Origin of the sequence: Micromonospora sp. NPDC051543 (assembly GCF_044454415.1) — a bacterium.
GTDB lineage: Bacteria > Actinomycetota > Actinomycetes > Mycobacteriales > Micromonosporaceae > Micromonospora.
The window spans coordinates 164,543-186,053 of the sequence record NZ_JBITDT010000004.1; the positions used below are offsets into that span (position 1 = coordinate 164,543).

At 72.0% G+C, this 21,511-nt stretch carries 20 protein-coding genes and 1 riboswitch; of the genes, 12 read left to right on the forward strand and 8 right to left on the reverse strand.

Going from position 1 to position 21,511, the window contains the following annotated elements:
- Positions 1-96: 96 nt before the first annotated feature.
- Positions 97-1,149, reverse strand: coding sequence for a hypothetical protein (locus ACIA3K_RS08650; RefSeq protein WP_396799963.1), 1,053 nt, complete (start codon positions 1,147-1,149; stop codon positions 97-99).
- 241 nt (positions 1,150-1,390) lie between these two features.
- Between ACIA3K_RS08650 and ACIA3K_RS08655 the strand changes: the two genes are divergently transcribed.
- The 7 genes from ACIA3K_RS08655 to pstB all read left to right on the forward strand — a co-directional run bounded on the left by ACIA3K_RS08655 (position 1,391) and on the right by pstB (position 8,470).
- Complete coding sequence (locus tag ACIA3K_RS08655; RefSeq protein WP_357129003.1) at positions 1,391-2,110, forward strand: response regulator transcription factor; 720 nt, start codon at positions 1,391-1,393, stop codon at positions 2,108-2,110.
- A 143-nt stretch (positions 2,111-2,253) separates the two neighbouring features.
- Positions 2,254-3,126 (forward strand): polysaccharide deacetylase family protein, encoded by an 873-nt coding sequence (locus ACIA3K_RS08660; protein ID WP_396799965.1) that lies wholly within the window; start codon positions 2,254-2,256, stop codon positions 3,124-3,126.
- A gap of 87 nt (positions 3,127-3,213) precedes the next feature.
- Positions 3,214-4,140: a mycothiol synthase gene (gene mshD / locus ACIA3K_RS08665; protein ID WP_396799967.1), complete on the forward strand. Its 927-nt coding sequence runs from the start codon at positions 3,214-3,216 to the stop codon at positions 4,138-4,140.
- Between the two features lie 213 nt (positions 4,141-4,353).
- Positions 4,354-5,460 carry a phosphate ABC transporter substrate-binding protein PstS gene (gene pstS / locus ACIA3K_RS08670; protein ID WP_396799969.1) on the forward strand — a complete coding sequence of 369 codons (1,107 nt, stop codon included), beginning with the start codon at positions 4,354-4,356 and terminating at the stop codon, positions 5,458-5,460.
- Between the two features lie 39 nt (positions 5,461-5,499).
- Complete coding sequence (gene pstC, locus ACIA3K_RS08675; RefSeq protein ID WP_396799970.1) at positions 5,500-6,591, forward strand: phosphate ABC transporter permease subunit PstC; 1,092 nt, start codon at positions 5,500-5,502, stop codon at positions 6,589-6,591.
- Positions 6,588-7,676, forward strand: a complete 1,089-nt coding sequence (pstA, locus tag ACIA3K_RS08680) for a phosphate ABC transporter permease PstA (RefSeq protein WP_396799971.1) — start codon at positions 6,588-6,590, stop codon at positions 7,674-7,676. Before pstC ends, pstA begins: the two co-directional genes overlap by 4 nt.
- A 17-nt stretch (positions 7,677-7,693) precedes the next feature.
- Entirely contained in the window at positions 7,694-8,470 is a 777-nt protein-coding gene (pstB, locus tag ACIA3K_RS08685) for a phosphate ABC transporter ATP-binding protein PstB (RefSeq protein WP_099848932.1), read from the forward strand.
- Between the two features lie 108 nt (positions 8,471-8,578).
- On the opposite strand, the gene ACIA3K_RS08690 is transcribed toward pstB, so the two are convergent.
- Positions 8,579-9,412, reverse strand: coding sequence for an NUDIX hydrolase (locus ACIA3K_RS08690; protein WP_396799972.1), 834 nt, complete (start codon positions 9,410-9,412; stop codon positions 8,579-8,581).
- A gap of 204 nt (positions 9,413-9,616) precedes the next feature.
- Between ACIA3K_RS08690 and ACIA3K_RS08695 the strand changes: the two genes are divergently transcribed.
- Positions 9,617-10,585, forward strand: a complete 969-nt coding sequence (locus ACIA3K_RS08695; protein WP_396799973.1) for a Gfo/Idh/MocA family protein — start codon at positions 9,617-9,619, stop codon at positions 10,583-10,585.
- Between the two features lie 50 nt (positions 10,586-10,635).
- Here ACIA3K_RS08695 and ACIA3K_RS08700 read toward each other — a convergent pair whose 3' ends face one another.
- The 4 genes from ACIA3K_RS08700 to ACIA3K_RS08715 all read right to left on the reverse strand — a co-directional run bounded on the left by ACIA3K_RS08700 (position 10,636) and on the right by ACIA3K_RS08715 (position 13,930).
- Positions 10,636-11,643 carry an inorganic phosphate transporter gene (locus tag ACIA3K_RS08700; protein WP_355050882.1) on the reverse strand — a complete coding sequence of 336 codons (1,008 nt, stop codon included), beginning with the start codon at positions 11,641-11,643 and terminating at the stop codon, positions 10,636-10,638.
- 4 nt (positions 11,644-11,647) lie between these two features.
- Entirely contained in the window at positions 11,648-12,274 is a 627-nt protein-coding gene (locus tag ACIA3K_RS08705) for a DUF47 family protein (RefSeq protein WP_355050883.1), read from the reverse strand.
- 127 nt (positions 12,275-12,401) lie between these two features.
- Positions 12,402-13,352, reverse strand: a complete 951-nt coding sequence (locus ACIA3K_RS08710; RefSeq protein WP_396799974.1) for a PPK2 family polyphosphate kinase — start codon at positions 13,350-13,352, stop codon at positions 12,402-12,404.
- A 71-nt stretch (positions 13,353-13,423) separates the two neighbouring features.
- Positions 13,424-13,930 (reverse strand): DUF402 domain-containing protein, encoded by a 507-nt coding sequence (locus tag ACIA3K_RS08715; protein ID WP_357128972.1) that lies wholly within the window; start codon positions 13,928-13,930, stop codon positions 13,424-13,426.
- 101 nt (positions 13,931-14,031) lie between these two features.
- Between ACIA3K_RS08715 and ACIA3K_RS08720 the strand changes: the two genes are divergently transcribed.
- Positions 14,032-16,221 carry an ATP-dependent DNA helicase gene (locus ACIA3K_RS08720; protein WP_396799976.1) on the forward strand — a complete coding sequence of 730 codons (2,190 nt, stop codon included), beginning with the start codon at positions 14,032-14,034 and terminating at the stop codon, positions 16,219-16,221.
- Positions 16,222-16,339: 118 nt separating this feature from the next.
- Here the strand turns inward: ACIA3K_RS08720 and ACIA3K_RS08725 are convergent, their stop codons facing one another.
- On the reverse strand, positions 16,340-17,638 hold the full coding sequence (locus ACIA3K_RS08725; protein ID WP_396799978.1) for an AI-2E family transporter: 1,299 nt from the start codon (positions 17,636-17,638) through the stop codon (positions 16,340-16,342).
- A 158-nt stretch (positions 17,639-17,796) separates the two neighbouring features.
- Between ACIA3K_RS08725 and ACIA3K_RS08730 the strand changes: the two genes are divergently transcribed.
- Both ACIA3K_RS08730 and ACIA3K_RS08735 read left to right on the forward strand, forming a co-directional pair.
- Positions 17,797-18,135, forward strand: coding sequence for a GroES family chaperonin (locus ACIA3K_RS08730; protein WP_396799980.1), 339 nt, complete (start codon positions 17,797-17,799; stop codon positions 18,133-18,135).
- A 244-nt stretch (positions 18,136-18,379) separates the two neighbouring features.
- On the forward strand, positions 18,380-18,547 hold the full coding sequence (locus ACIA3K_RS08735; protein WP_396799982.1) for a hypothetical protein: 168 nt from the start codon (positions 18,380-18,382) through the stop codon (positions 18,545-18,547).
- An 18-nt stretch (positions 18,548-18,565) separates the two neighbouring features.
- Here ACIA3K_RS08735 and ACIA3K_RS08740 read toward each other — a convergent pair whose 3' ends face one another.
- Entirely contained in the window at positions 18,566-20,044 is a 1,479-nt protein-coding gene (locus tag ACIA3K_RS08740) for a PrsW family intramembrane metalloprotease (protein WP_396799983.1), read from the reverse strand.
- Between the two features lie 23 nt (positions 20,045-20,067).
- Positions 20,068-20,188: riboswitch (SAM riboswitch) on the forward strand.
- 79 nt (positions 20,189-20,267) lie between these two features.
- Here ACIA3K_RS08740 and ACIA3K_RS08745 point away from each other — a divergent pair.
- Positions 20,268-21,503, forward strand: coding sequence for an aminotransferase class V-fold PLP-dependent enzyme (locus ACIA3K_RS08745; RefSeq protein ID WP_396800298.1), 1,236 nt, complete (start codon positions 20,268-20,270; stop codon positions 21,501-21,503).
- The last annotated feature ends 8 nt before the right edge of the window (positions 21,504-21,511 follow it).

Consider the following 21,511-nt stretch of genomic DNA (forward strand, 5'->3'; position numbering starts at 1 on the left):
TGTCTCCGCCCGCCGCGACACGGCGGGTCGTCCGAACCGGTGCCGCTGCGCGGCGCACCCGTAGGTACCCGAGCGGCACCGACCTCAACCGTGGGCTCAGAGGAAGAGCATGCACATGGCGTACGCGGCCGGCGCAGCCAGGGCGAACCCGCCGAGCGGCCCCTGCATGTGCCGGGCGACCCACATGGTGGGCGGCTCTCCGGCCATCAGGCGACCCGCCTCCGCGTACCCCACGGCGAGGTCGGTGAGGACGGCGGTGACGGCCGCGACCAGGCCGATCACCGCGGCCCTGGTCGGGGTGAAGGGTGCCACCAGATAGCCGCCGAGCAGCGCGCTGACCAGCGTGCCCACCATCGCGCCGCCGACGACGCCGGCCGCGCCCCGGGGCACCTGCGGGGCCAGCCGGGGCCACGGCAGCACCGCGTCGGTGAGCCGGGCGACGGTGAGCGCGACCCCGCTCGCGGTCAGGCAGACGGTGATCGCCTGGGTGCCGGCGGGGATGCGGCTGAGCACGATCAGGGTGCCGAAGGCCACGACGCCGACCACGATGAGCAGGGTGGCGCCGAGGGAGTCGGTGACCCGGACCCGGTCGACGCGGCGGACCAGTTGGCCGAGCACGGCGGCGAGGAAGCCCCCGACGGCCAGGTAGCCCAGCGGCGCCAGGCCGGCGATGTCGCTCCGGACGGCGGCGACGTCGGCGGCCGCGGCGACGGCGGCGCTGATCCCGGCGACCAGCAGCAGCGCCGGCGGGCGCATGGCCATCGTCCAGGCGAGCACGAACAGCAGTTGGACGCCGAAGACGATGACGGCGAACGGCAGGCGGTGACCCGGGCCCGATGTCTGCGCGCCGAGCACCAGACCCACGCCGAGCAGCGCGGCGAAGCCGGCGATGGTCAGCGCCAGCGGGCGGTGCACCTCGACCGGGGGGACGACCTCCTCCTCCGGCTCGTCGGTCTCCTCCTCGGTACGACGGGCCGGCTCTCCGGCACGGCGGGCCCGGCGCGGCCCACGTCCACGGCGCTCGCCGTCGGCGACAGCCGGTCCGGTACGCGGCGCGGGTGGGTGGCCACGGGTCGGAGCAGCCGGACCCGGACGGGGGCCGTCGGTCCACGAGTCGCGGCCCGCGTCGGGCGAGGTGGAGGGAAACACGCCCCGATCGTGCCAGATCGACCGCCCGGTGCAGTGGTCGCGGGTTTCAGTAACGTTAAAACCTGTGCCACGATCAGGGGCAAGCTAGACAAACGGGAAATGGCCTGACGGTGCAGCCGGGGCGATCGGTTACGCTCAACGCGTTACCCGCCCGTCAGCGACGCCGGGACCACGCAATTTCTCAGCGCACTCCCTCACGAGTGTGTCTGGTCGCGTGCGGCGATGCGCCGCCGGGACGGAGGTGATCGTGGAGATCCTGCTGCTGGTGACCGCGCGCGCAGGTGAACCGTCGGCTGTGCTGCCGGCACTCGACCTGCTGCCACACTCGGTGCGTACCGCGCCGCGCGACGTCCGCACCCTTGTCGCCGGGCCGAGCCCCGACGCGGTGCTCGTGGACGCCCGGTCGGAGTTGAGCGAAGCCCGGGCGACCTGCCGGATGCTGCACGCCACCGGGCTCGGGGTGCCGCTGGTCGCGGTCGTCACCGAGGCCGGCCTGATCGCGCTGAACGCCGACTGGGGCGTCGACGACGTCATCCTCGCCTCGGCCGGCCCCGCCGAGGTCGAGGCCCGGCTGCGGCTCGCGGTCGGCCGCCTGAGCAACGCGACCGCCGGCGCCGGCGGCTCGATCCGGGCCGGGGAACTCACCATCGACCCGGACACGTACGCGGCGAAGCTCAAGGGTCGCCCGCTCGACCTCACCTACAAGGAGTTCGAGCTGCTGAAGTTCCTGGCCCAGCACCCGGGCCGGGTGTTCACGCGCGACCAGCTGCTGCGCGAGGTCTGGGGGTACGACTACTTCGGCGGCACCCGGACGGTGGACGTGCACGTCCGACGCCTGCGCGCCAAGCTCGGCTCGGAGTACGAGTCGATGATCGGCACGGTCCGCCAGGTGGGCTACAAGTTCGTCGTACCCCCCTCGCGTTCGCTGCCCGAGACGGAGCACGCGCCGCTGCCCGTCTAGCGTCGGCCGATTTCCCATATGCCCCTTTTGCGCAGCTTGGCAGTCCTATTCTGACTGCCGGGTTTGTCGCAAAAGGGGGCAAGGGTGCGCGCAGGTAACACGGGGGCGACGGGCCGGGAGCTCCGGCCGACCGGGTGGAAGCCGTGACGCGGGTCAGCTCGACCGCGCGTGCGGCCGGGATCGTGACGGTGGTGGCGGCGGCGCTGCTCGGCTCCGCGTACGTGCTGGGCCGTAGCCTCGTTCCGGACCAGCCCCGCCAGCACGCCACGGGCGTCACCACCGACGCCACCGGCCCCCACTACGCCGACCAGCCTCCCGAGCAGCCGTCGACCGAACACCCGAGCACCAGCCAGAGCGCCGCCGGTCCCGCCGAGGCCAGCCAGGACGGCACGGGCCGGGACGCCGGGGGCGACCGGCTGTTCGGCGCCCACACGGACACCGGCACCGCCCGACTCGCGCTGACCTTCGACGACGGGCCGGACCCGCGCTACACCCCACAGGTCCTCGCGATGCTGCGCGAGTACGACGTCAAGGCCACGTTCTGCGTGGTGGGCGAGAACGCCCAGGACCACCCCGACCTGATCCAGGCGATCGTGGCGGACGGCCACACGCTCTGCAACCACTCCTGGCACCACGACGTCTCGCTGGGCAACCGGTCCGCCGACCAGATCCGAACCGACCTGATACGCACCAACGAGGCCATCCGGGCAGCGGTGCCGGACGTCCCGGTCGTCTGGTACCGCCAACCCGGCGGCGCCTGGACCTACCCGGTGGTGTCGGTGTCCCGGCAACTCGGCATGACCCCGCTGCACTGGTCGGTGGACCCGTCGGACTGGCAGGCGCCCGGCGCCAACAAGATCGCCACCACGGTGCTCACACAGGCGCAGCCCGGTGCGGTCGTCCTCATGCACGACGCGGGCGGCGACCGGCAGGGCACCGTCGACGCGCTACGCCGGATCCTGCCCGAGCTCACCGCACGGTACGAGCTGGAGGCGCTGCCCACCGACCCCACGTGAGCCGGACAACTCACCCGGGCGACGGGTCCGGGACGCTCCTCGGGCGACCGTCCGGGACGCGCCTGACGCAACGGCTACGGTGACGGGATGAGCAGCGCGGAAGCGACCAGCGACCAGGTCACCCGGTCCGACCGACTGTCCCCCACGGAGATCGCCGGCGTACTGGCCCTGGCCCGTACGGCGGGCGACACCGACGGCGCGGACCCGCTGGACGAGCACGTCCTGCTCCGCCTGCGCGACGCGGACGCTCCGGCCGTACACCTGCTCGCCCGCGCCGACGACGGCACGCTGACCGGGTACGCGCACCTGGACACCACCGACCCGGTGGACGGGATCGGTGTCGAGTTGGCGGTGCACCCGGCGTACCGGCGGCGCGGCACCGGCCGGGCGCTGGCCCGGGGTGTGCTCGCCTCGGCGACCGGACCGCTGCGGGCGTGGGCCCACGGCGACCACCCGTCGGCGGCGGCGCTCGCCGTGGACCTGGGGTTCGCCCGTGCGCGGGTGCTCTGGCAGCTCCGCCGATCGTTGGCGGCTCCACTGGGCGAGCCGCGCGTGCCCGACGGGGTGGCGCTGCGCGCGTTCCGGCCCGGGGCGGACGACGCCGCGTGGCTGGCCCTGAACGCGCGGGCCTTCGCCGAGCACCCCGAGCAGGGCCGGTGGACCCCGGACGACCTGCGGGTCCGCCTCGCCGAGCCGTGGTTCGACCCGGCCGGCTTCCTGCTCGCCGAGGAGACCTCGACCGGTCGACTGCTCGGCTTCCACTGGACGAAGGTGCACGAACGGCCCGGGTCGGCCCGGATCGGCGAGGTGTACGTGCTCGGGGTGGAGCCGACCGCGCACGGTGGCGGCCTGGGCCGGGCGCTGACCACGGCGGGGCTCGCGTACCTGCGGGACCGGCGAGGCCTGGACCGGGTGATGCTCTACGTCGACGACTCGAACACCGAGGCGGTAGCGCTGTACGAGCGGCTGGGCTTCGCCCGGTGGTCCGCGCACATCAACTACCACCTCGGCTGAGCGGCAACGGGCACTGAAGTGCCCCGGTTCACTTAACGGACAACTCACCCTCAGCGAGCGGTCACCTCGGGGGCCGTACCTGTTCACCCTGCGTTCACTTGCGACCGGCGAACCGGCTACCTGGCACTTCTAACTTTCGTGTCAGCCGGTCAGTGCCGGTCCTCGGGCCCCGGGATCGGGGCACCAAGTCAGACGCGAAGGGAAACCCCTCAGGTGAAGCTCCAGCGGTACGGCACTATTGCCTGCCTCGCTCTTGCCGCGACGCTCGGCCTCAGTGCATGCGGCTCGGACAACAACGAGCCCACTTCCGGCGCCAGCGCCTCGGGCTCCGCCGCCGCGGTCGACTGCGGTACCGGCACGGTCAACGCACAGGGCTCGTCGGCCCAGAAGAACGCCATGGCCGAGTGGATCAAGGCGTACCAGCAGAAGTGCGCCGGCACCACCATCAACTACGAGGCTTCCGGCTCGGGCGCCGGCATCCAGGCGTTCATCGCCGGGACCGCCGACTTCGCCGGCTCCGACTCCGCGCTCAAGCCGGAGGAGCAGCCGCAGGCCGACGCCAAGTGCGCCGGCGGCAAGGCCATCCACCTGCCGATGGTCATCGGCCCGGTGGCCGTCGCCTACAACGTCAGCGGCGTGGACAACCTCCAGCTCAAGCCGGCCACCCTGGCGAAGATCTTCGCCGGCAAGGTGACCAAGTGGGACGACGCGGCGATCAAGGCCGACAACCCGGACGCCAAGCTCCCGGCGACCACCATCCAGACCGTCCACCGTTCGGACGAGTCGGGCACCACCGATAACTTCACCAAGTTCCTCTCGAAGACCTCCGAGAGCGACTGGACCTTCAGCAACGCCAAGGCCTGGAAGGCCCCGGGCGGCACCGGCGCCAAGGGCTCGGACGGCGTGGCCAGCTCGGTCAAGGGCGCCGACGGCTCCATCGGCTACATGGAGTGGTCGTTCGCCGAGAACGCCGGCCTGAAGATGGCCAAGATCGGTAACGGCAACGGCGAGTTCGCCGCGCTGACCGCCGAGGCCGCCGGCAAGACCATCGCCGGCGCCAAGGTCGACGGCCAGGGCGACGACCTCAAGCTGTCGATCGACTACAACACCAAGGAGGCCGGGGCGTACCCGATCGTCCTGGCGACGTACGAGATCGTCTGCAGCAAGGGCCTCGCGGCCGACAAGCTCAAGCTGGTCAAGGGTCTGCTGGGCTACGCCGCCAGCGCCGAGGGCCAGAACTCGCTGACCGACCTCGGCTACGCCCCGCTGCCGGAGACGGTCCGCACCAAGGTCGAAGCCGCGGTCAAGAACCTCTCCTGACCCGACCCCCACACCTCCGCAACCGAATCGAGCGAGCAGATGGGTGAAACCCCTCACCGCTCGGCCGACGCCGGCACCGGCGGGACGCGCGTGACTGAAAGTCACGAGTGGCCCGCCGGTGCCTCGGCGCGTGTGGCCGAGGCACCAGTAAGCACCCGTTCCCCGGGCGGCACCGGGCTGGGCGGCGGCGGCGCTCTGCCGCGCAGCCGCAAGTTCGGCGCCGAGCGGGCCTTCCGCGGCCTCACACTGGCCGCCGGCACCGCCGTTCTGGTCATCATCGCCGCCATCGCGATCTTCCTGGTCGCCAAGGCGGTGCCGGCCCTGCGCGCCAACACCGAGAACTTCTGGTCCTACGAGGGCTGGTCCCCCAACGACACGGAGCCGAAGTTCGGCATCGGCACGCTCGCGTTCGGCACCGTGCTCAGCTCGGCGCTGGCGTTGCTGATCGCGGTGCCGGTGGCGCTCGGCATCGCGCTCTACCTCTCGCACTACGCGCCGCGCCGGCTGGGCACCGCGCTCGGCTTCCTGGTGGACCTGCTGGCCGCCGTGCCGAGCGTGGTCTTCGGTCTCTGGGGCCGGGACGTCTTCAGCAACCCGGTCCGGGACTTCTCGGTCTGGTTGAACGAGTACTTCGGCTGGATCCCGATCTTCGGCGGCGACGGGCCGTTCGGTAAGTCGATCATGTTGGGCGCCCTGGTGCTCGCCATCATGGTGCTGCCGATCATCACCTCGCTCTCCCGCGAGGTGTTCCTCCAGACGCCGACCGCCAACGAGGAGGCCGCCCTCGCCCTGGGCGCCACCCGCTGGGAGATGCTCCGCACCGCGGTACTTCCCTACGGCCGCCCCGGCATCATCGCCGCGGTGATGCTCGGCCTCGGTCGGGCGCTCGGCGAGACCATCGCGCTGGCGCTCACCCTCGGTATCACCTTCGGCATCTCGTTCAACCTCATCCAGAACGGCGGCAACACGATCGCCGCCAACATCGCCAACGCGTTCGGCGAGGCGAACGAGACCGGTCGGGGCGCGCTCATCGCCTCCGGCCTGGTGCTGTTCACCATCACGCTGATCGTCAACATCACGGCGCGGGCGATCATCTACCGCCGCCGGGAGTTCACGGAGTCGGCCGCATGACCACAACCGTCACCTCCCACCGCACCCGGCCGCCGGCCCAGCCCGCTTCGCTGCGGGCCAAGCGCCTGCCCTGGTACGCCGCACCGGTCATCGCCGTGGCGGCCCTCGCGCTCTCCGCCGTGATCGTCTACGGCGGAGACATCGGCGGCCCGGTCCTCGTCGTCGTCCTCGGCGCGATCCTCTACCTGGCCGGGCTCTTCGTCGCGGCCAACGTGGTCGAGGGACGCCGGTCGGCCCGCAACCGCACCTGGAGCGCGCTGATCCACTCCGCGTTCGTGCTGGCGGTGCTGCCGCTCATCTCGGTCGTCTGGACGCTGGTCAGCAAGGGCACCGAGCGGCTCGACGGCAACTTCTTCCAGACCTCGATGAACAACATCGGGGCCCGGGACGCCAACGGTGGCGCGTACCACGCGATCGTCGGCACGCTGGAGCAGGTCGGCATCGCCACCCTGATCACCGTCCCGCTCGGCATCCTCTGCGCCATCTACATCGTCGAGTACGGGCGGGGCCGCTTCGCCTTCGCGATCCGCTTCTTCGTGGACGTCATGACGGGCATTCCGTCGATCGTCTCCGGCCTGTTCGTGCTGGCGTTCTGGGTGCTGATCGTGTCGCCGTGGTTCAACGACGGCCGGCCCAGCTTCTCCGGCTTCGCCGCCGCGCTCGCACTGAGCGTGCTCATGCTGCCCACGATCGTCCGGTCCACCGAGGAGATGCTCCGCCTCGTTCCGCCGCCGCTGCGCGAGGGCGCGTACGCGCTCGGCGTACCCAAGTGGAAGACCATCCTGCGGGTGGTCCTGCCGACGGCGCTGCCCGGCATCGTCACCGGCGTCATGCTCGCGATCGCCCGCGCGGCCGGCGAGACCGCGCCGGTGCTGCTGGTCGCCGGTGGCGGCGCGGCCATCAACACCAACCCCTTCGAGAACAACCAGTCGTCGCTGTCCCTCTTCGTCTACCAGCAGGCCGGCGACGCGTCGAAGTACGCACCGGCACGGGCGTGGACCGCGGCACTCACCCTGGTCGCCCTCGTGCTCATCCTGACGATCGCGGCGAAGCTGCTGGCCCGTCGCAACAGGCTCAGCCGATGAACCCCGGAGGTACCACCATGGCCAAGCGCGTCTCCGCCTCGAACGTCACCGCGTACTACGGCGGCTTCAAGGCGATCGAGAACATCAACCTGACCGTCGAGCCGAAGACCGTCACCGCTCTCATCGGGCCGTCCGGCTGCGGCAAGTCGACGTTCCTGCGGTCGATCAACCGGATGCACGAGGTGCTGCCGGGGGCCCGCGTCGAGGGCAGCCTGACCATCGACGACCAGGACATCTACGACCGGGACGTGGACGTCACAGCGGTCCGGCGCACGATCGGCATGGTCTTCCAGCGGCCGAACCCGTTCCCCACCATGAGCATCTTCGAGAACGTGGTGGCCGGGCTGAAGCTCAACGGGGTCCGCAAGAAGTCGATCCTGGAGGACGCGGCCGAGAAGGCCCTGCGCTCGGCGAACCTGTGGGACGAGGTCAAGGACCGCCTCGGCAAGCCCGGCGCGGGCCTCTCCGGCGGTCAGCAGCAGCGGCTCTGCATCGCCCGGACCATCGCGGTCGAGCCGCAGGTCGTGCTGATGGACGAGCCCTGCTCGGCCCTGGACCCGATCTCCACGCTGGCCATCGAGGACCTGATGTTCCAGCTCAAGGACAAGTTCACGATCATCATCGTGACCCACAACATGCAGCAGGCAGCCCGGGTGTCGGACCGGACCGCCTTCTTCTCGATCGAGAAGACCGGCGACCCGGGCCGGCTGATCGAGTACGACAACACCCAGAAGATCTTCAGCAACCCGAGCGTGAAGAAGACCGAGGACTACATCACCGGCCGCTTCGGCTGATCCGCCGGACCGCACCCGTCGATCATGGAGTTGTGGTGCCCGACAGGAGCATCAAGGACAGTTCTGTCCCCCACCACAACTCCATGATCGACGCGGTTGGGGGCGGGGTTAGCTCAGGACGAAGCGGGGTTCGCCGTTTGGCGGTAGGTCCAGGCGCGGGGTGATGGGGGTGGCGGCGTCGCGGTCGGCCGCCGCGCGGGCCACTCCCGCCAGGTCGCCGGCAGCCGCCACCTCGGCCAGCGTGACCAGGGTCGGCGGCAGCATGGTCAGCTCGCCGGCCCGCGCCTGGGCCAACGCGTCCGCCGGTCGGATCCACAGGGTCTGGTCGGCCTCGCCGGAGACGTCGCGGGTCCGCTGCCCCGCCGGCAGCAGGGCCACGAAGAAGTACGTGTCGAAGCGGCGTGGCTCGAACTCCGGGGTGATCCACCGGCTCCACGGCAGCAGCAGGTCGGACCGAAGGGTCAGTCGGCGGTCGGCGAGCAGCGCGGCGAAACCCAGCCGGCGTCCCTCCAGGTCCTGCCGCGCCGCCTCCCAGTCGTCGCCGCTGACGTCGCCGACCACCGTCTCGGTGTCCGGGCCAGCGAGCAGGACGCCCGCCTCCTCGAACACCTCCCGGGCGGCAGCGCAGACGACCGCCTGGGCCGCGTCCGGGGCCACCCCGAGCCGCCCCGCCCACTCGGTCGGCGTCGGGCCGGCCCAGTCCAGGTGCGCCTCCGAGTCGGAGCGGTCGACGCCGCCGCCGGGGAAGGCGTACATCCCGCCGAAGGTCATCGCGGCGACCCGGCGGATGACGTACACCTCGAAGTCGGTGTCCGTCGGACGCAGCAGCAACACGGTGGCCGCGACCCGCGGCGTGGCCGGAGTGCCACCCTCGGCCTGGAACCGGCGGGCGTGCTCGACCAGGGCGGCCGGGGCGGCGAAGCCGTCGCTGTCGATCGTCATGCCGCGAGCCTAGTTCGCCACCACACCGAGGCGGCGGGCCGCCGCCAACCCATGCTCAGCCCCCTTTGCTCTGCTTCAGCGGAGGCGACAGTAACGGCCCGCCGGTGTTGCCTGGGCTGAAGCAGAGCAAAGGGGGGAACCGCGGGGTGGCCGGGCGGCGAGGGGCGACGTTCGCCGGGCAGGCGCAGGGGTTAGCGTTCCGGCATGACTCGTTGGGGCATCCTGGCCACCGGCCACATCGCCAGCCGTTTCGCCGAAGACCTCCGGCTGGTGCCGGACGCCGAACTGGTCGCGGTCGGCTCCCGCTCCGCCGACAGCGCGCGGCGGTTCGCGGACACGTACGGCGCGCAGCGGGCGTACGGCTCCTGGGTGGAGCTGGCCGCCGACCCCGAGGTCGACGTGATCTACGTGGCCACTCCGCACGCCGCGCACCACGAGGCGGCGCTGACCTGCCTGACCGCCGGCCGCGCGGTGCTGCTGGAGAAGCCGTTCACCCTCGACCTGGCCACCAGCACCGAGCTGGTGGACACCGCCCGCGCCGCCGGGGTCTTCCTCATGGAGGCCATGTGGATGAGGACGAACCCGCTCATCCTTCGCGCGGTCGAGCTGATCGCCGAGGGCGCCATCGGCACGGTGCGCAACGTGCGGGCCGACTTCGGGGTGGCCGGGCCGTTCCCGCCGGAGCACCGGATGCGCAACCCGGCGCTGGGCGGGGGCGCGCTGCTCGACCTGGGGATCTACCCGATCAGCCTGGCGCACCTGCTGCTGGGCGTGCCGCAGCACATCCGCTCCTGGGCGCACCTGGGCCCGGAGGGGACGGACGAGAACACCGGCATCCTCCTCGGGTACGACAGCGGGGCGGTGGCCACGCTGAGCTGCGGCATGGTGGGGGCGACTTCGTTGGCGGCCTCGATCACCGGCAGCACCGGCCGTATCGACCTGCCGGAGCCGTTCTTCCGGCCGGCCTCGCTGACCCTGCACCGGGACGGCGCCGAGCCCGAGACGATCACCGCCGAGGAGGCCGGCAACGGCTACCAGTACGAGGCGATCGAGGTGGGGCGCTGTCTGGCCGCCGGGCTGACCGAGAGCCCGCTGGTGCCGCACACCACGACCCTCGAGGTGATGACCCTGCTGGACACGGTCCGCGAGCAGATCGGCGTGCGCTACGAGTGAACGCGAAGAGGCCCCCCGATCCGGGGGGCCTCTCGGCGTACGGGGTCCGGTCAGCCGAAGAGCGGCCGGACCAGCAGGTAGGTGACACAGGCGATCAGCGCGGCCGCCGGGAACGTGATGATCCAGGCGATCACGATGTTGCCCGCGACGTTCCAGCGGACCGCGGAGAGCCGCTTGGTCGCGCCCACGCCCATGATCGCCGAAGTGATCGTGTGGGTGGTGGAGATCGGGGCCTTGAGCACCAGGGCGTTGAAGTAGAGCACCGCGCTGGCCACCGTCTCGGCGGCGAAGCCCTCCGGCGGGCCGAGGTCGATGATCTTACGACCGAGGGTGCGGATGATCCGCCAACCGCCGGCGTACGTGCCGAGGGCCAGCATGGTGGCCGAGGTCCAGAAGACCCAGCCCGGGATGTGCGTCTTGCTCTCCTGGAAACCGCCGGTGTAGAGCGCCAGCACCACGATGCCCATCGTCTTCGCGGCGTCCTGCATGCCGTGGCCGACCGACATGGCGGCGGCGGAGACGGTCTGCGCGTGCCGGAAACCCCGGTTGAGCTTGCCCGGCTGACCCTTACGGAACAGCCAGAGGATCGCCAGCATCAGCAGGTAACCGAGGGTGAGGCCGACGATCGGCGAGAGCACCATCGGCAGGATGACCTTCTCGCCGATGTTGCCCCACTGCACGATGCCGCCGGTGGACAGCAGGGTCGCGCCGACCAGGCCGCCGAAGAGCGCGTGCGAGGACGACGACGGCAGGCCGAAGTACCAGGTGATCAGGTTCCAGGCGATGGCGCCCAGCACCCCGGCGAAGACCACCCCGAGGCTGCTCACCCCGGTGGGAAGGGTGACCAGGCCGTCGCCGACGGTCTTCGCGACACCGGCGCCGAAGTGGGCGCCGATGAAGTTGCCGACCGCGGCGAGGCCGAGAGCGATCCGGGGTGTCAGCGCGCGGGTGGAGACGCTTGTCGCGATCGCGTTGGCGGCGTCGTGGAAACCGTTGGTGTAGTCGAACGCCAAGGCCACCGCGATCACCGCCAGGACGGCGATGAGTTCGGTAGACACCGGTTCAGGACTCCTTGACCGCGATGGTCTCGACGGTGTTGGCCACGTGCTCGAAGGCGTCGCAGGCGGCCTCCAACTCGTCGGCCACCTCCTTCATCTTCAGCACCGTCAACGCGTCGTACTCGCCGGAGAAGAGCCGGACGAGGAGCTGCCGGTTGATCCGGTCGCCCTCGTTCTCGAGCCGGTTGCACTCGATCCAGTAGTCCTCAAGATCCTTCATCGACTGCAGCCGGGGCATCGCCTCGGCCGTCAGCTTGGCCTGCTGGTCGAGCACGTTGACCATCTCGTGCAGTTCGCGGGGCAGCGCCGGCAGCTCGGTGAGCCCGTACAGGTAGAGCAGGTCCCCGACCGCCTCCAGGTGGTCCATCACGTCGTCGAGCAGCGAGCCGAGCCGGTAGATGTCCTCCCGGTCGAACGGCGTGATGAAGGTCGAGTTGATCTTCTTGTAGAGATCGTGCGTGATCTGGTCGCTGTCGTGCTCGACCTCGGTCAGCCGCTCGCTGACCGACTGCACGTCGACACCCGGCAGGGCCAGTTCGTTCAGCAGCGTGGTGCCCCGGACCAGGTTCTGCGCGGCCCTGGTGAAGAGCTCGTAGAAGGCGCCCTCGGTGGGGCGGAAGGAAAACTTCACAGCACAGACCTCGTCGCGTCGGTGGAAGGGTGGCGGCGTCCGTGGGCGTCCGCTCGGTGAATGCTAGGAAACGCCAGATCCGCGAATTCGCCGGCCCACCCCTGGTCGGACCACATTCACCGCTCGTTCACCTAGTGTTCATCTCGGGCGTCCCAGCCGTCCCCGCTCCCCCAGCAGCCAACCGCTCGCGCTCGTGCGCCACGTCGAAATCGGCAGGCGGATACCCCAGCCGGAGCGTGTCGAACGTCTCTCGGAGCAAATGGGCCACCGCCCAGTCCCGGTACCACTTGCGGTCCGCGGGCACCACGAACCACGGCGCGGCGTCCGTGCCACACCGGCTCAGGGCCTCGGCGTACGCGGCCTGGTAGTCGTCCCAGTGCGACCGGGAGTCGACGTCCGACGGGTTGTACTTCCAGTGCTTACGCGGGTCGGTGAGCCGTTCCAGCAGCCGCTCGCCCTGCTCGGCGTACGAGATGTGCAGCATCACCTTGATCACGGTGACGCCGTCCTCGGTCAGCTCCCGCTCGAAGGAGTTGATCTCGTCGTACCGGGCCCGCCAGATCGCCTCCGGCACCAACGCGCCGACCCGGGCGATCAGCACGTCCTCGTAGTGCGACCGGTTGAACATGCCCACGTACCCCGCAGGCGGCAACTCCCGGCGGATCCGCCAGAGGAAGTCGTGTTGCAACTCCTCCTCGGTCGGCGGCCCGAACGAACGGATGTGCAGGCCCAGCGGGTTCATCGCGCCCGCGACCCGCTTGATCGTGCCATCCTTGCCACCGCAGTCCATGGCCTGGAGCACGAGCAGCACCCGGTGCGCGGGGCGCGTCGACCCGGCCTTCGCCATCGCGAAGAGCATCTCCTGCTGGCGGCCCAACTCCTCGCCGATCAGCCCCACCTGCGTCCGGGCCCAGGTCTTGCGGCGTTCGCCCATCTCCTCGGCGGCCGGCAGGCCGGGCGTGGACCGGGGATCGATCGCGGCGAGATCCACCGGAGCGGTGACCCGCAACAGATCCCGCACGGACCCACCGTGCGGCGTCACGATCCGACCGCCCTGCTCTTGCCGGGATTCGCTCATCTGAGGATCATCGCCCACCCGCGTGCCATCCGCCCGGCGAGGCCCGACGCCGCCGAACCACCCGCGCCGGCTCAGACCACCAGGGCCAACCACTTGCGGTACGAGGTGGCGAACGGCTCGGTGCCGTCGCCGAGAGCGCCGTACAACCACCGGGCCGCCGCCTCGGCCTCGACCACCACGTCGTCCGGGTAGCCGAAGCGGGCCCGGTGCTCGGCGAACTCGTCCTCGTCCAGCAGCTCCACCACGCCGGTGGCCCGTCGGCGGACCACGTCCAGGTCGAGATCGATCAGGTGGACGGTGTCGTCGGACTCCCAACGGGCCGGGGTGGCGATGTCGCAGTAGACCTCGCTGGTGCGCGGCGGGGGGTTGAACATGCACGTCCACCAGGCGTGGTGCGGCACCAGCAGGACGAAGGGGATCTTCTCCACCGACGGTCGGCCGTGGTAGACCGACTCGGTGCCGAACGGGACGCCGAGCCACACGCCGAGGTCGTCCTCGGCCAGGCGGCGGGCCGGGTAGTCGCGGTGGGCGCTGCCGTCGTACTTGCGGTAGATCACTCGGACCACGTCGCTCGGCATGATTCGCACCCTAACCGATACTGCCCACACGTCGTAGTGCCGCCGTAACCGGACGGCACGGGCCGGCGGAGCCCAATGGCGGGTACGCGCCACGCGGGCGGATGGGCGAGGTCGGTGTCGGCGGCGACGGGTACCGTCGCACGGTGACTCCGCCCCGCACCGCCACCGGTTCCGCCACCCCCTCGGCCCGTGGCGCAGGCCGACGGCGGGGTGCCCGGCCCAGCGGCACGGAGCTGCTCGCGGCGGCGGTCGGCGCGGTCCCCGGCGGCGCCGCACGGCCCGGCCAGCAGCAGATGACCACCGCCATCGAGGAGTGCGTGACCAGCGGCGAGCACCTGCTCGTGCAGGCGGGCACCGGCACCGGCAAGTCACTGGCCTATCTCGCGCCGGCCCTCACCGTGGACGGCCCGGTGGTGGTCTCCACGGCCACGCTGGCGTTGCAGTCCCAACTCGTCGACCACGACCTTCCCCGACTGGCCGACGCGGTCGAGCCGGTGCTCGGCCGCCGGCCCACGTTCGCGGTGCTCAAGGGTCGCCATCACTATCTCTGCCTGGCCCGACTGGACAACTCCACCGCCGACGAGCCGGAGGACACCCTCTTCGACTCCCCGGCCGCCCGCCCGGGCGGCGGCACGAAGTGGCTCGGCGAGGCCGGCCGGCTGGGCAAGCAGATCGAGCGCCTGCGTGACTGGGCCGAGAAGACCGACACCGGCGACCGCGACGAGCTGGACCCGGGCGTCGACGACCAGGCGTGGCGGTTGGTCTCCATGCCGTCGCGGGAGTGCGTCGGCGCGACCCGCTGCCCGTTCGGCGCGGAGTGCTTCGCCGAGGCGTCCCGGGCCCGCGCCCGTGAGGCCGACATCGTGGTGACCAACCACAGCCTCCTCGCGGTGGACATGCTGGCCGAGCGGCACATCGTCCCGCCGCACAAGCTGCTGATCGTCGACGAGGCGCACGAGCTGGCCGACCGCGTCTCCTCCGCCGCCCAGGCCGAGCTGGTGCCGGAGATGATCGACCGGTCCACCCGGCGTGCCCGCCCGCTGCTGCGCCCGGAGACGGCCGACGCGCTCGTCGCCGCCGGTGACGCCCTCGCCGTCGGGCTGGCCGAGGCGCCGGCCGGTCGCCTCACCGCCGGTCTGCCGACGCCGTTGCGCGAGGCCTGCACCCTGCTCGACTCGGCCACCCGCGCCGCCCTGGACGCCATCGGCGACATCAAGTCCGACGACCCCGATCCGGTGCGCAAACAGCAGGCCAAGGCCGCGATGGACGACCTCTCCACCACCGCCCAACGGCTCCTCGAAGAGGCCGACCACGACGTGGCCTGGGTGGAGAAGAACGACAGCGGCAACCGGCGGGCACTGGTGGTCGCACCGCTGTCGGTCGCCGGCACCCTCGCCGCCCACCTGTACGACGAACGCACCGTGGTCGCCACCTCGGCCACCCTGGCGCTCGGCGGCCGGTTCGACACGGTGGCCCGCGCCCTCGGCCTGGACGCGCCGCCGGTCCCCGCGTCGCCCGCCGCCGCCTCGCTGGCCGCCCGCACCGGCGCGGGCCGCCCGGCCGCTGAGACGCCGGGCCGCCGGCTGGCCGACGCCACCACCATCCCCGCGACCGAGGGACCGGGGTGGCGCTCGCTCGACGTGGGCTCGCCGTTCGACTACGCGCGGCAGGGCATCCTGTACGTCGCCGCGCACCTGCCCCGGCCCAGCGTTTCCGGGTTGCCGGACGCGGCCGGTGAGGAGCTGCTCGGGCTCGTCGAGGCGCTCGGTGGTCGTACCCTCGGGCTCTTCTCCTCGCGGCGGGCCGCGACGCAGGCGGCGGAGCTGCTGCGCGCGCGGACCGACCTGCCGGTGTTGTTGCAGGGCGAGGAGGCGTTGCCGCTGCTGGTGCGCCGGTTCCGCGAGGAGAAGTCGAGCTGCCTCTTCGGGGTGATGTCGCTCTGGCAGGGAGTGGACGTGCCGGGCGACGCCTGTCAGCTCGTGGTCATCGACCGGCTGCCCTTCCCCCGGCCCGACGAACCGCTCGCGGCGGCCCGCGCCGCCGCCGTGGACGCGGGCGGCGGCTCCGGGTTCGCCGCGGTCAGCGTGCCGATCGCCGCGGTACGGCTGGCGCAGGGCGTGGGCCGGCTGATCCGGGCCACCGGCGACAAGGGGGTCGTCGCGGTGCTCGACTCCCGCCTGGAGACGGCCCGAGGCTACGGACCGTTCCTGCGCCGTTCCCTCCCCCCGTTCTGGTACACGACCCGCCCCGAGGTAGCCCAAGGCGCCCTGAAGCGCCTAGCCACCACGTAGGCCCTGGCCCCGGACCCCGCGCCGATCTTGCAGTTTCGGTTGTCGATACAGGGCTTTTGGGCCCTGTTGTCGCCACCGAAAGTGCAAGATCGCGGAGGCCGCGGGGTGGGGCGGGCGGTCAGGGGGCCTGCGAGGCGACGACCACGGCGTCGGGCGGGGTGTCGGGGACCGTACGGGCGGCGAGGCGGCGCACCGCGGTGTTCAGCACCGCGATCAGGGGGACGGAGACCAGCGCGCCGGTGATGCCCGCGAGCACCACGCCGGCCGCGATCCCGATGATCACCGCGAGCGGGTGGATGGCCACCGCCCGGCCCATGATGATGGGCTGGAGCACGTGCCCCTCGACCTGCTGCACGCCGATCACGGCGCCCAGGATGATCAGCGCGGTGACCGGGCCGCTGTCGACAAGCGCCACCAGCACGGCGACACCGCCGGAGAGCGCCGCACCGACGATCGGGATGAACGCGCCGAGGAACACCAGCGCGGCCAGCGGAAAGGCGAACGGCACGTCGAAGATGACCAGGAAGATGCCGATGCCGACCGCGTCGATGAAGGCGACCAGCACGGTCGCGCGGACGTACGCGACGAGGGTCTGCCAGGCGGCCCGCCCGGCGTCGTCGACCTTCCAGCGGGCGGCCACCGGCAGCAGCCGTACGACGAAACGCCAGATCTTGTTGCCGTCGCGCAGGAAGAAGAACGTCGCGAACAGCACCAACAGCGTGCCGGTGAGCACCTCCGCCAGCGTCGCCGCGGTGCTCAGCGCGCCGCTGGTGAACTTCGAGGTGTTGTCGTTGATCCAGCCCTGCGCCTCGTCGATGTAGCGGTCGAGCTGGGTGTCGGACAGGTGCAACGGCCCCGTCTTGAGCCAGTTCTGGATCTGCCGGACGCCCTCGGAAGACTTCTGGCTCAGCTCCGGTACGCCCCGGATGAACTCGTTCACCACCAGGGTCAGGGTGCCGATGACCGCCGCAAGGCCGCCGACCAGCACCACGGCCGTCGCCATCGAACGGGGCAGCCGGGCCCGCAGCAGCCAGCCCACGGCCGGCGCGAGCAGGGCCGAGAGCAGCAACGCGATGGCCAACGGGATGATCACGATCCGGACCGTGCCGACGATCCGGAGCAGCGCCCAGGCCACCACACCGATCACGATCAGCCGCCAGCACCAGGCGGCGGCGATCCGCAGGCCGTGCGGCACGTCGGCGTCGTCCCGGCTGGACGTCGAGCTGTGCAGGTCCACCGGGGGCTCCGCTCCGACGACCGTGGCCTGCGCCGGGGCGGCGGGCCCGGGGACGGCCGGCGAGGCGATCCCGGGCGACTCCGGCGCGTCGCTCGGGGTCTCCTGGGCGGCGCGTACCGACTCCTTCTCTGACTGGTAGGCGCGGCGCAGCCGCCCGCGTACCCGCTCGAAGCGGCTCAAGCGCACCTCCTGGCAGAAGAGTCGTCGGCCCACGGCGACAGGTCGGACAGCATACGTCCGTTCCCGACACCGTAGGGCAGTTCCGCCACACAATGCCCGCACGGCCATGGGCGTAACCACCGGCGGCCGGTCACCTGCGACACGGTAGCGTCTGCCCCGTGACCGCCGACCAGGATCTCGACTCCGGCCTGCCGATCCGCCTGCTGCACGACCGCGTGCTGGTGCGGATGGAGGGCAGCGAGGGCGAGCGTCGCTCCACCGCTGGCATCGTCATCCCGGCGACCGCAGCGGTCGGCAAGCGCCTCGCGTGGGCCACCGCCGTGGGTGTGGGGCCGAACGTCCGCGCCATCGTCTCCGGCGACCGGGTGCTCTTCGACCCCGACGACCGCTCCGAGGTCGAGCTGCACGGCCGCGGGTACGTGCTGCTGCGCGAGCGCGACGTGCACGCCGTGGCCGCCGAGCGGATCGAGAACGACTCCACCGGCCTCTACCTGTAGGGCCTGTTTCATAAGGGCGGTCGAGCCGAGGCGGAGTCCGGGCGGCGATCCGGCAAGGCGCGGTTTCGTCCGGATACCGGTGTTGTATCCGGACGAAACCGCAACGCCGCCGGTCGTCGTCTGGGCCCGCCGCAGGCCGGCCAGTTCTTATGAAACAGGCCTTAGCCGCCCCGGGCCCGACCGCTCCGTTTGTCGGACCGTACGACGGGAAGCCAGCCGGCGACCGTGGCCCTGGGGAGGGACGATGCCGGTATTCGTGAAGAAACTGCTGACCTGGGGCAGCGTCGCGTTCCTGATCTACTTCATGGCGTTCCGGCCGGACGGCGCGGCGCAGTTGTTCAAGGGGATCGGGGCGGCGTTGATGGCCATGGCCCAGGGACTCGGCGACTTCCTCACCACCCTGATGACCTGACCCGCCGCCCGCCCGCGCTCAGGCGTTACCGGGCGGCCACGGCGCGGCGGGGCGCAGACCGTGCCAGCCGGCCGGCGGATAGCCGACCGGGGGCGGCGGGGCGAGCACCACCGGGATGGGCACCACCGGCTCGTCGGGCGCGGACACCGATCGCTGCGTGCCGTCCGGAAAGCGCAGGTGGTACTGGCTACCGTCCCAGACACCGGCCGGGGCCTGCGGGTCCCGGCCCACGAAGTACGACCGGTACGCGCTGATCGCCTCCAGGAGCTGCCGCTCCTCGACGGCGGTCCGCTCCTGGTCGGCCGGTTTGCGGTCCAGACCGCGCAGCGTCCCGTCCCGCAGCAGGGCCAGCCGGGTCGCGGCGAGCTGATATCCACGCATGGCACGCGCACCGGCGTCGCCGCCGACGCGGCGTGCCCAGCTCCGGGCGGCGTGCCGACGGCCCAGGCTGCTCAGGGCGGCCACCTCGGGCGGACTCAACCAGCCGGCGCGTACGTAGTCCGGCAGCGTCCGCTCGGTGAGCCGCCCTTCGTAGGCGCGCAGCCACACGGCCAGCCCGACGACGCCGAAGAACACCGGCACCATCAGGCCCAGGAAGCCGTACAGCATGATCACCGCCTCGCCGGTGGCCTGGGTGAGCGTGGGCAGCAGGTTCCAGGTGCCGTGCAGCATCATCGCCAGCAGCAGGCCGGCGATCGGGGCGAGCACCCGGACCCGCCGGTCGGCGCTGCGGGAGGCAACGCCGAGACCCAGGCCGGTCATCGAGGTGAAGAGGGGATGGGCGAACCCGAACAGGAGGATCCGCACGATGAAGATGGCGATCACCTGCTGGGTGCCGGTCGCCGGGCCGTACCGGTCGGCGCCGGCCGCGTAGCCGTACCCGCCCAGGTAGAGGATGTTCTCCACCATGGCGAAGCCGACCGCGGAGAGCCCGCAGTAGACCAGGCCGTCGGTGATCCCGGACCACTCCCGGCGGCGGAACACCAGCAGCAGGATCGGGCCGAGCGCCTTGGTCAGCTCCTCGATGAACGGTGCCACCAGCACGGCGGTCAGCGCGTCCGGCAGTCCCCAGTCGGCGAACCGTCCGGCGGCGAACTCGTTCACGTTCAGCGAGGCGGCGGTGGAGACGAACGCGCCCCAGGCGAAGCAGAAGATCAGGTATTTCAGGGGTTCCGGCTCGTACCGGTCGAGCCAGAGGAAGCAGGCGACCAGCACCGGCACCGGCAGGATCGCGGCGCCCACCCCGACCAGCAGCGCCTGTAGGCCCAGCGACTGACCGAGGCGGATGACCATGAAGACCGCGCACGCGGCGATGAGCAGCACCACCCCGGCCAGCACCAGGAACCGCAGCCAGCCGAAGCGGCGCGGCGGCATCCCGGGTGACGTGCCGGCGGGCGGGGCCGCGGGCGGGTGCGGCGGCGACGGCAGGGGTGCACCGGGCGGGGTGTCGGCCATGCGGTCAGCGTAGCCATCCCCCGCCGGCTGGTTCGGCCGCATCCACAGCCGCTATGCTGCCGGCAGGTCACGAGCGCCAGCGTCAAGCCCCGGCTTGCTGGCCGGCAACCCTCGTCGAGTTCGCGGTGGGGTGCCCCGGGTGATGACCGGGCCCAGCCCGATCGGCGTGCTGGGCAAGCGCGGACCCCGTCCCGATGCCACACCCGGGGTCCCTGACCCCGGAGGTTTCGGCGTGTCCGTCACTCTCGTACCCTCGCTGCCCAGCCTGCCCGCCGTCGCGTCCCCGCCGTCGGCGGCGCTCGACGTGCTCGGCGTACCCGGCGAGATCAACCTCGACTACGCGGCCACCGCGCCGTGCGCACGGGCCGCGGCCGACGCGGTCACCGAACTGCTGCCCTGGTACGCCAGCGTGCACCGGGGCGCGGGCGCGCTGTCGCGGCGCTGCACGCTGGCCTACGAGCGGGCCCGGCAGACGGTCGGCGACTTCTTCGGCGCGGGCGCGGACGACCACGTGGTCTTCACCCGCAACACCACTGACGCGCTCAACCTGCTGGCCCGGTCGTTGCCGGCCGGCACGACGGTGGTCACCTTCGCCGGTGAGCACCACGCGAACCTGCTGCCCTGGCCGCGCGGCTCGGTACGCCTGCCGGTGCCCGCCAACCCGGCCGGGGCGGTACGCGACCTCGCCGCCGCGCTGACCGAGCTGCGCCGCGACAGCAACCCCGCGCTGCCGGTGCTGGTCGCGGTGACCGGGGCGAGCAACGTGACAGGTGAGCTGTGGCCGGTCGCCGAGCTGGCCCGGGTGGCCCACCGGCACGGTGCCCGGATCGTCCTCGACGCGGCGCAGCTGGCCCCGCACGCCACGGTGGACAGGCGCGCGCTCGACGTGGACTACCTGGCGGTCTCCGGCCACAAGCTGTACGCCCCGTTCGGCGCGGGTGTGCTCATCGGCCGGGCGGACTGGCTGGACGCGGCCCCGCCGTACCTGGCCGGCGGCGGGGCCACCAGCCGTGTCGGGCCGGCCACCCACGACGTGACCTGGGCGACCGGTCCGGCCCGGCACGAGGGCGGCACCCCGAACCTGCTCGGCGCGGTGGCGCTGGCGGCGGTGTGCACGGCGTTTACCGACGCCGACCGGGTCGCGCTCGCCGCCCGCGAGCAGGCGTTGCTGGCCCGGCTCCGCGCCGGCCTCGCGGCTTTGCCGCACGTCGTGGAGTTGCGGACCTTCGGCCCGGACGCGCCCCGGGTCGGCATCGTGTCGTTCGTGGTCGCCGGTCAGGACTCGGCCACGGTGGCCGCCCGGCTCGCGGCCGAGCACCACATCGGCGTACGGGACGGGTTGTTCTGCGCCCACCCGCTGGCCCGGCGGCTGCTCGGCGAGGCCGCCACCCGTACCGGCCGGAAGGATCTGCCACCGACGGCGCTGCGCGCCAGCATCGGTCTGGGCAGCACCGCCGCCCAGGTGGACCGGCTGCTCGCGGCGCTCGCCGAGCTGGCCTGAGGCGCGTT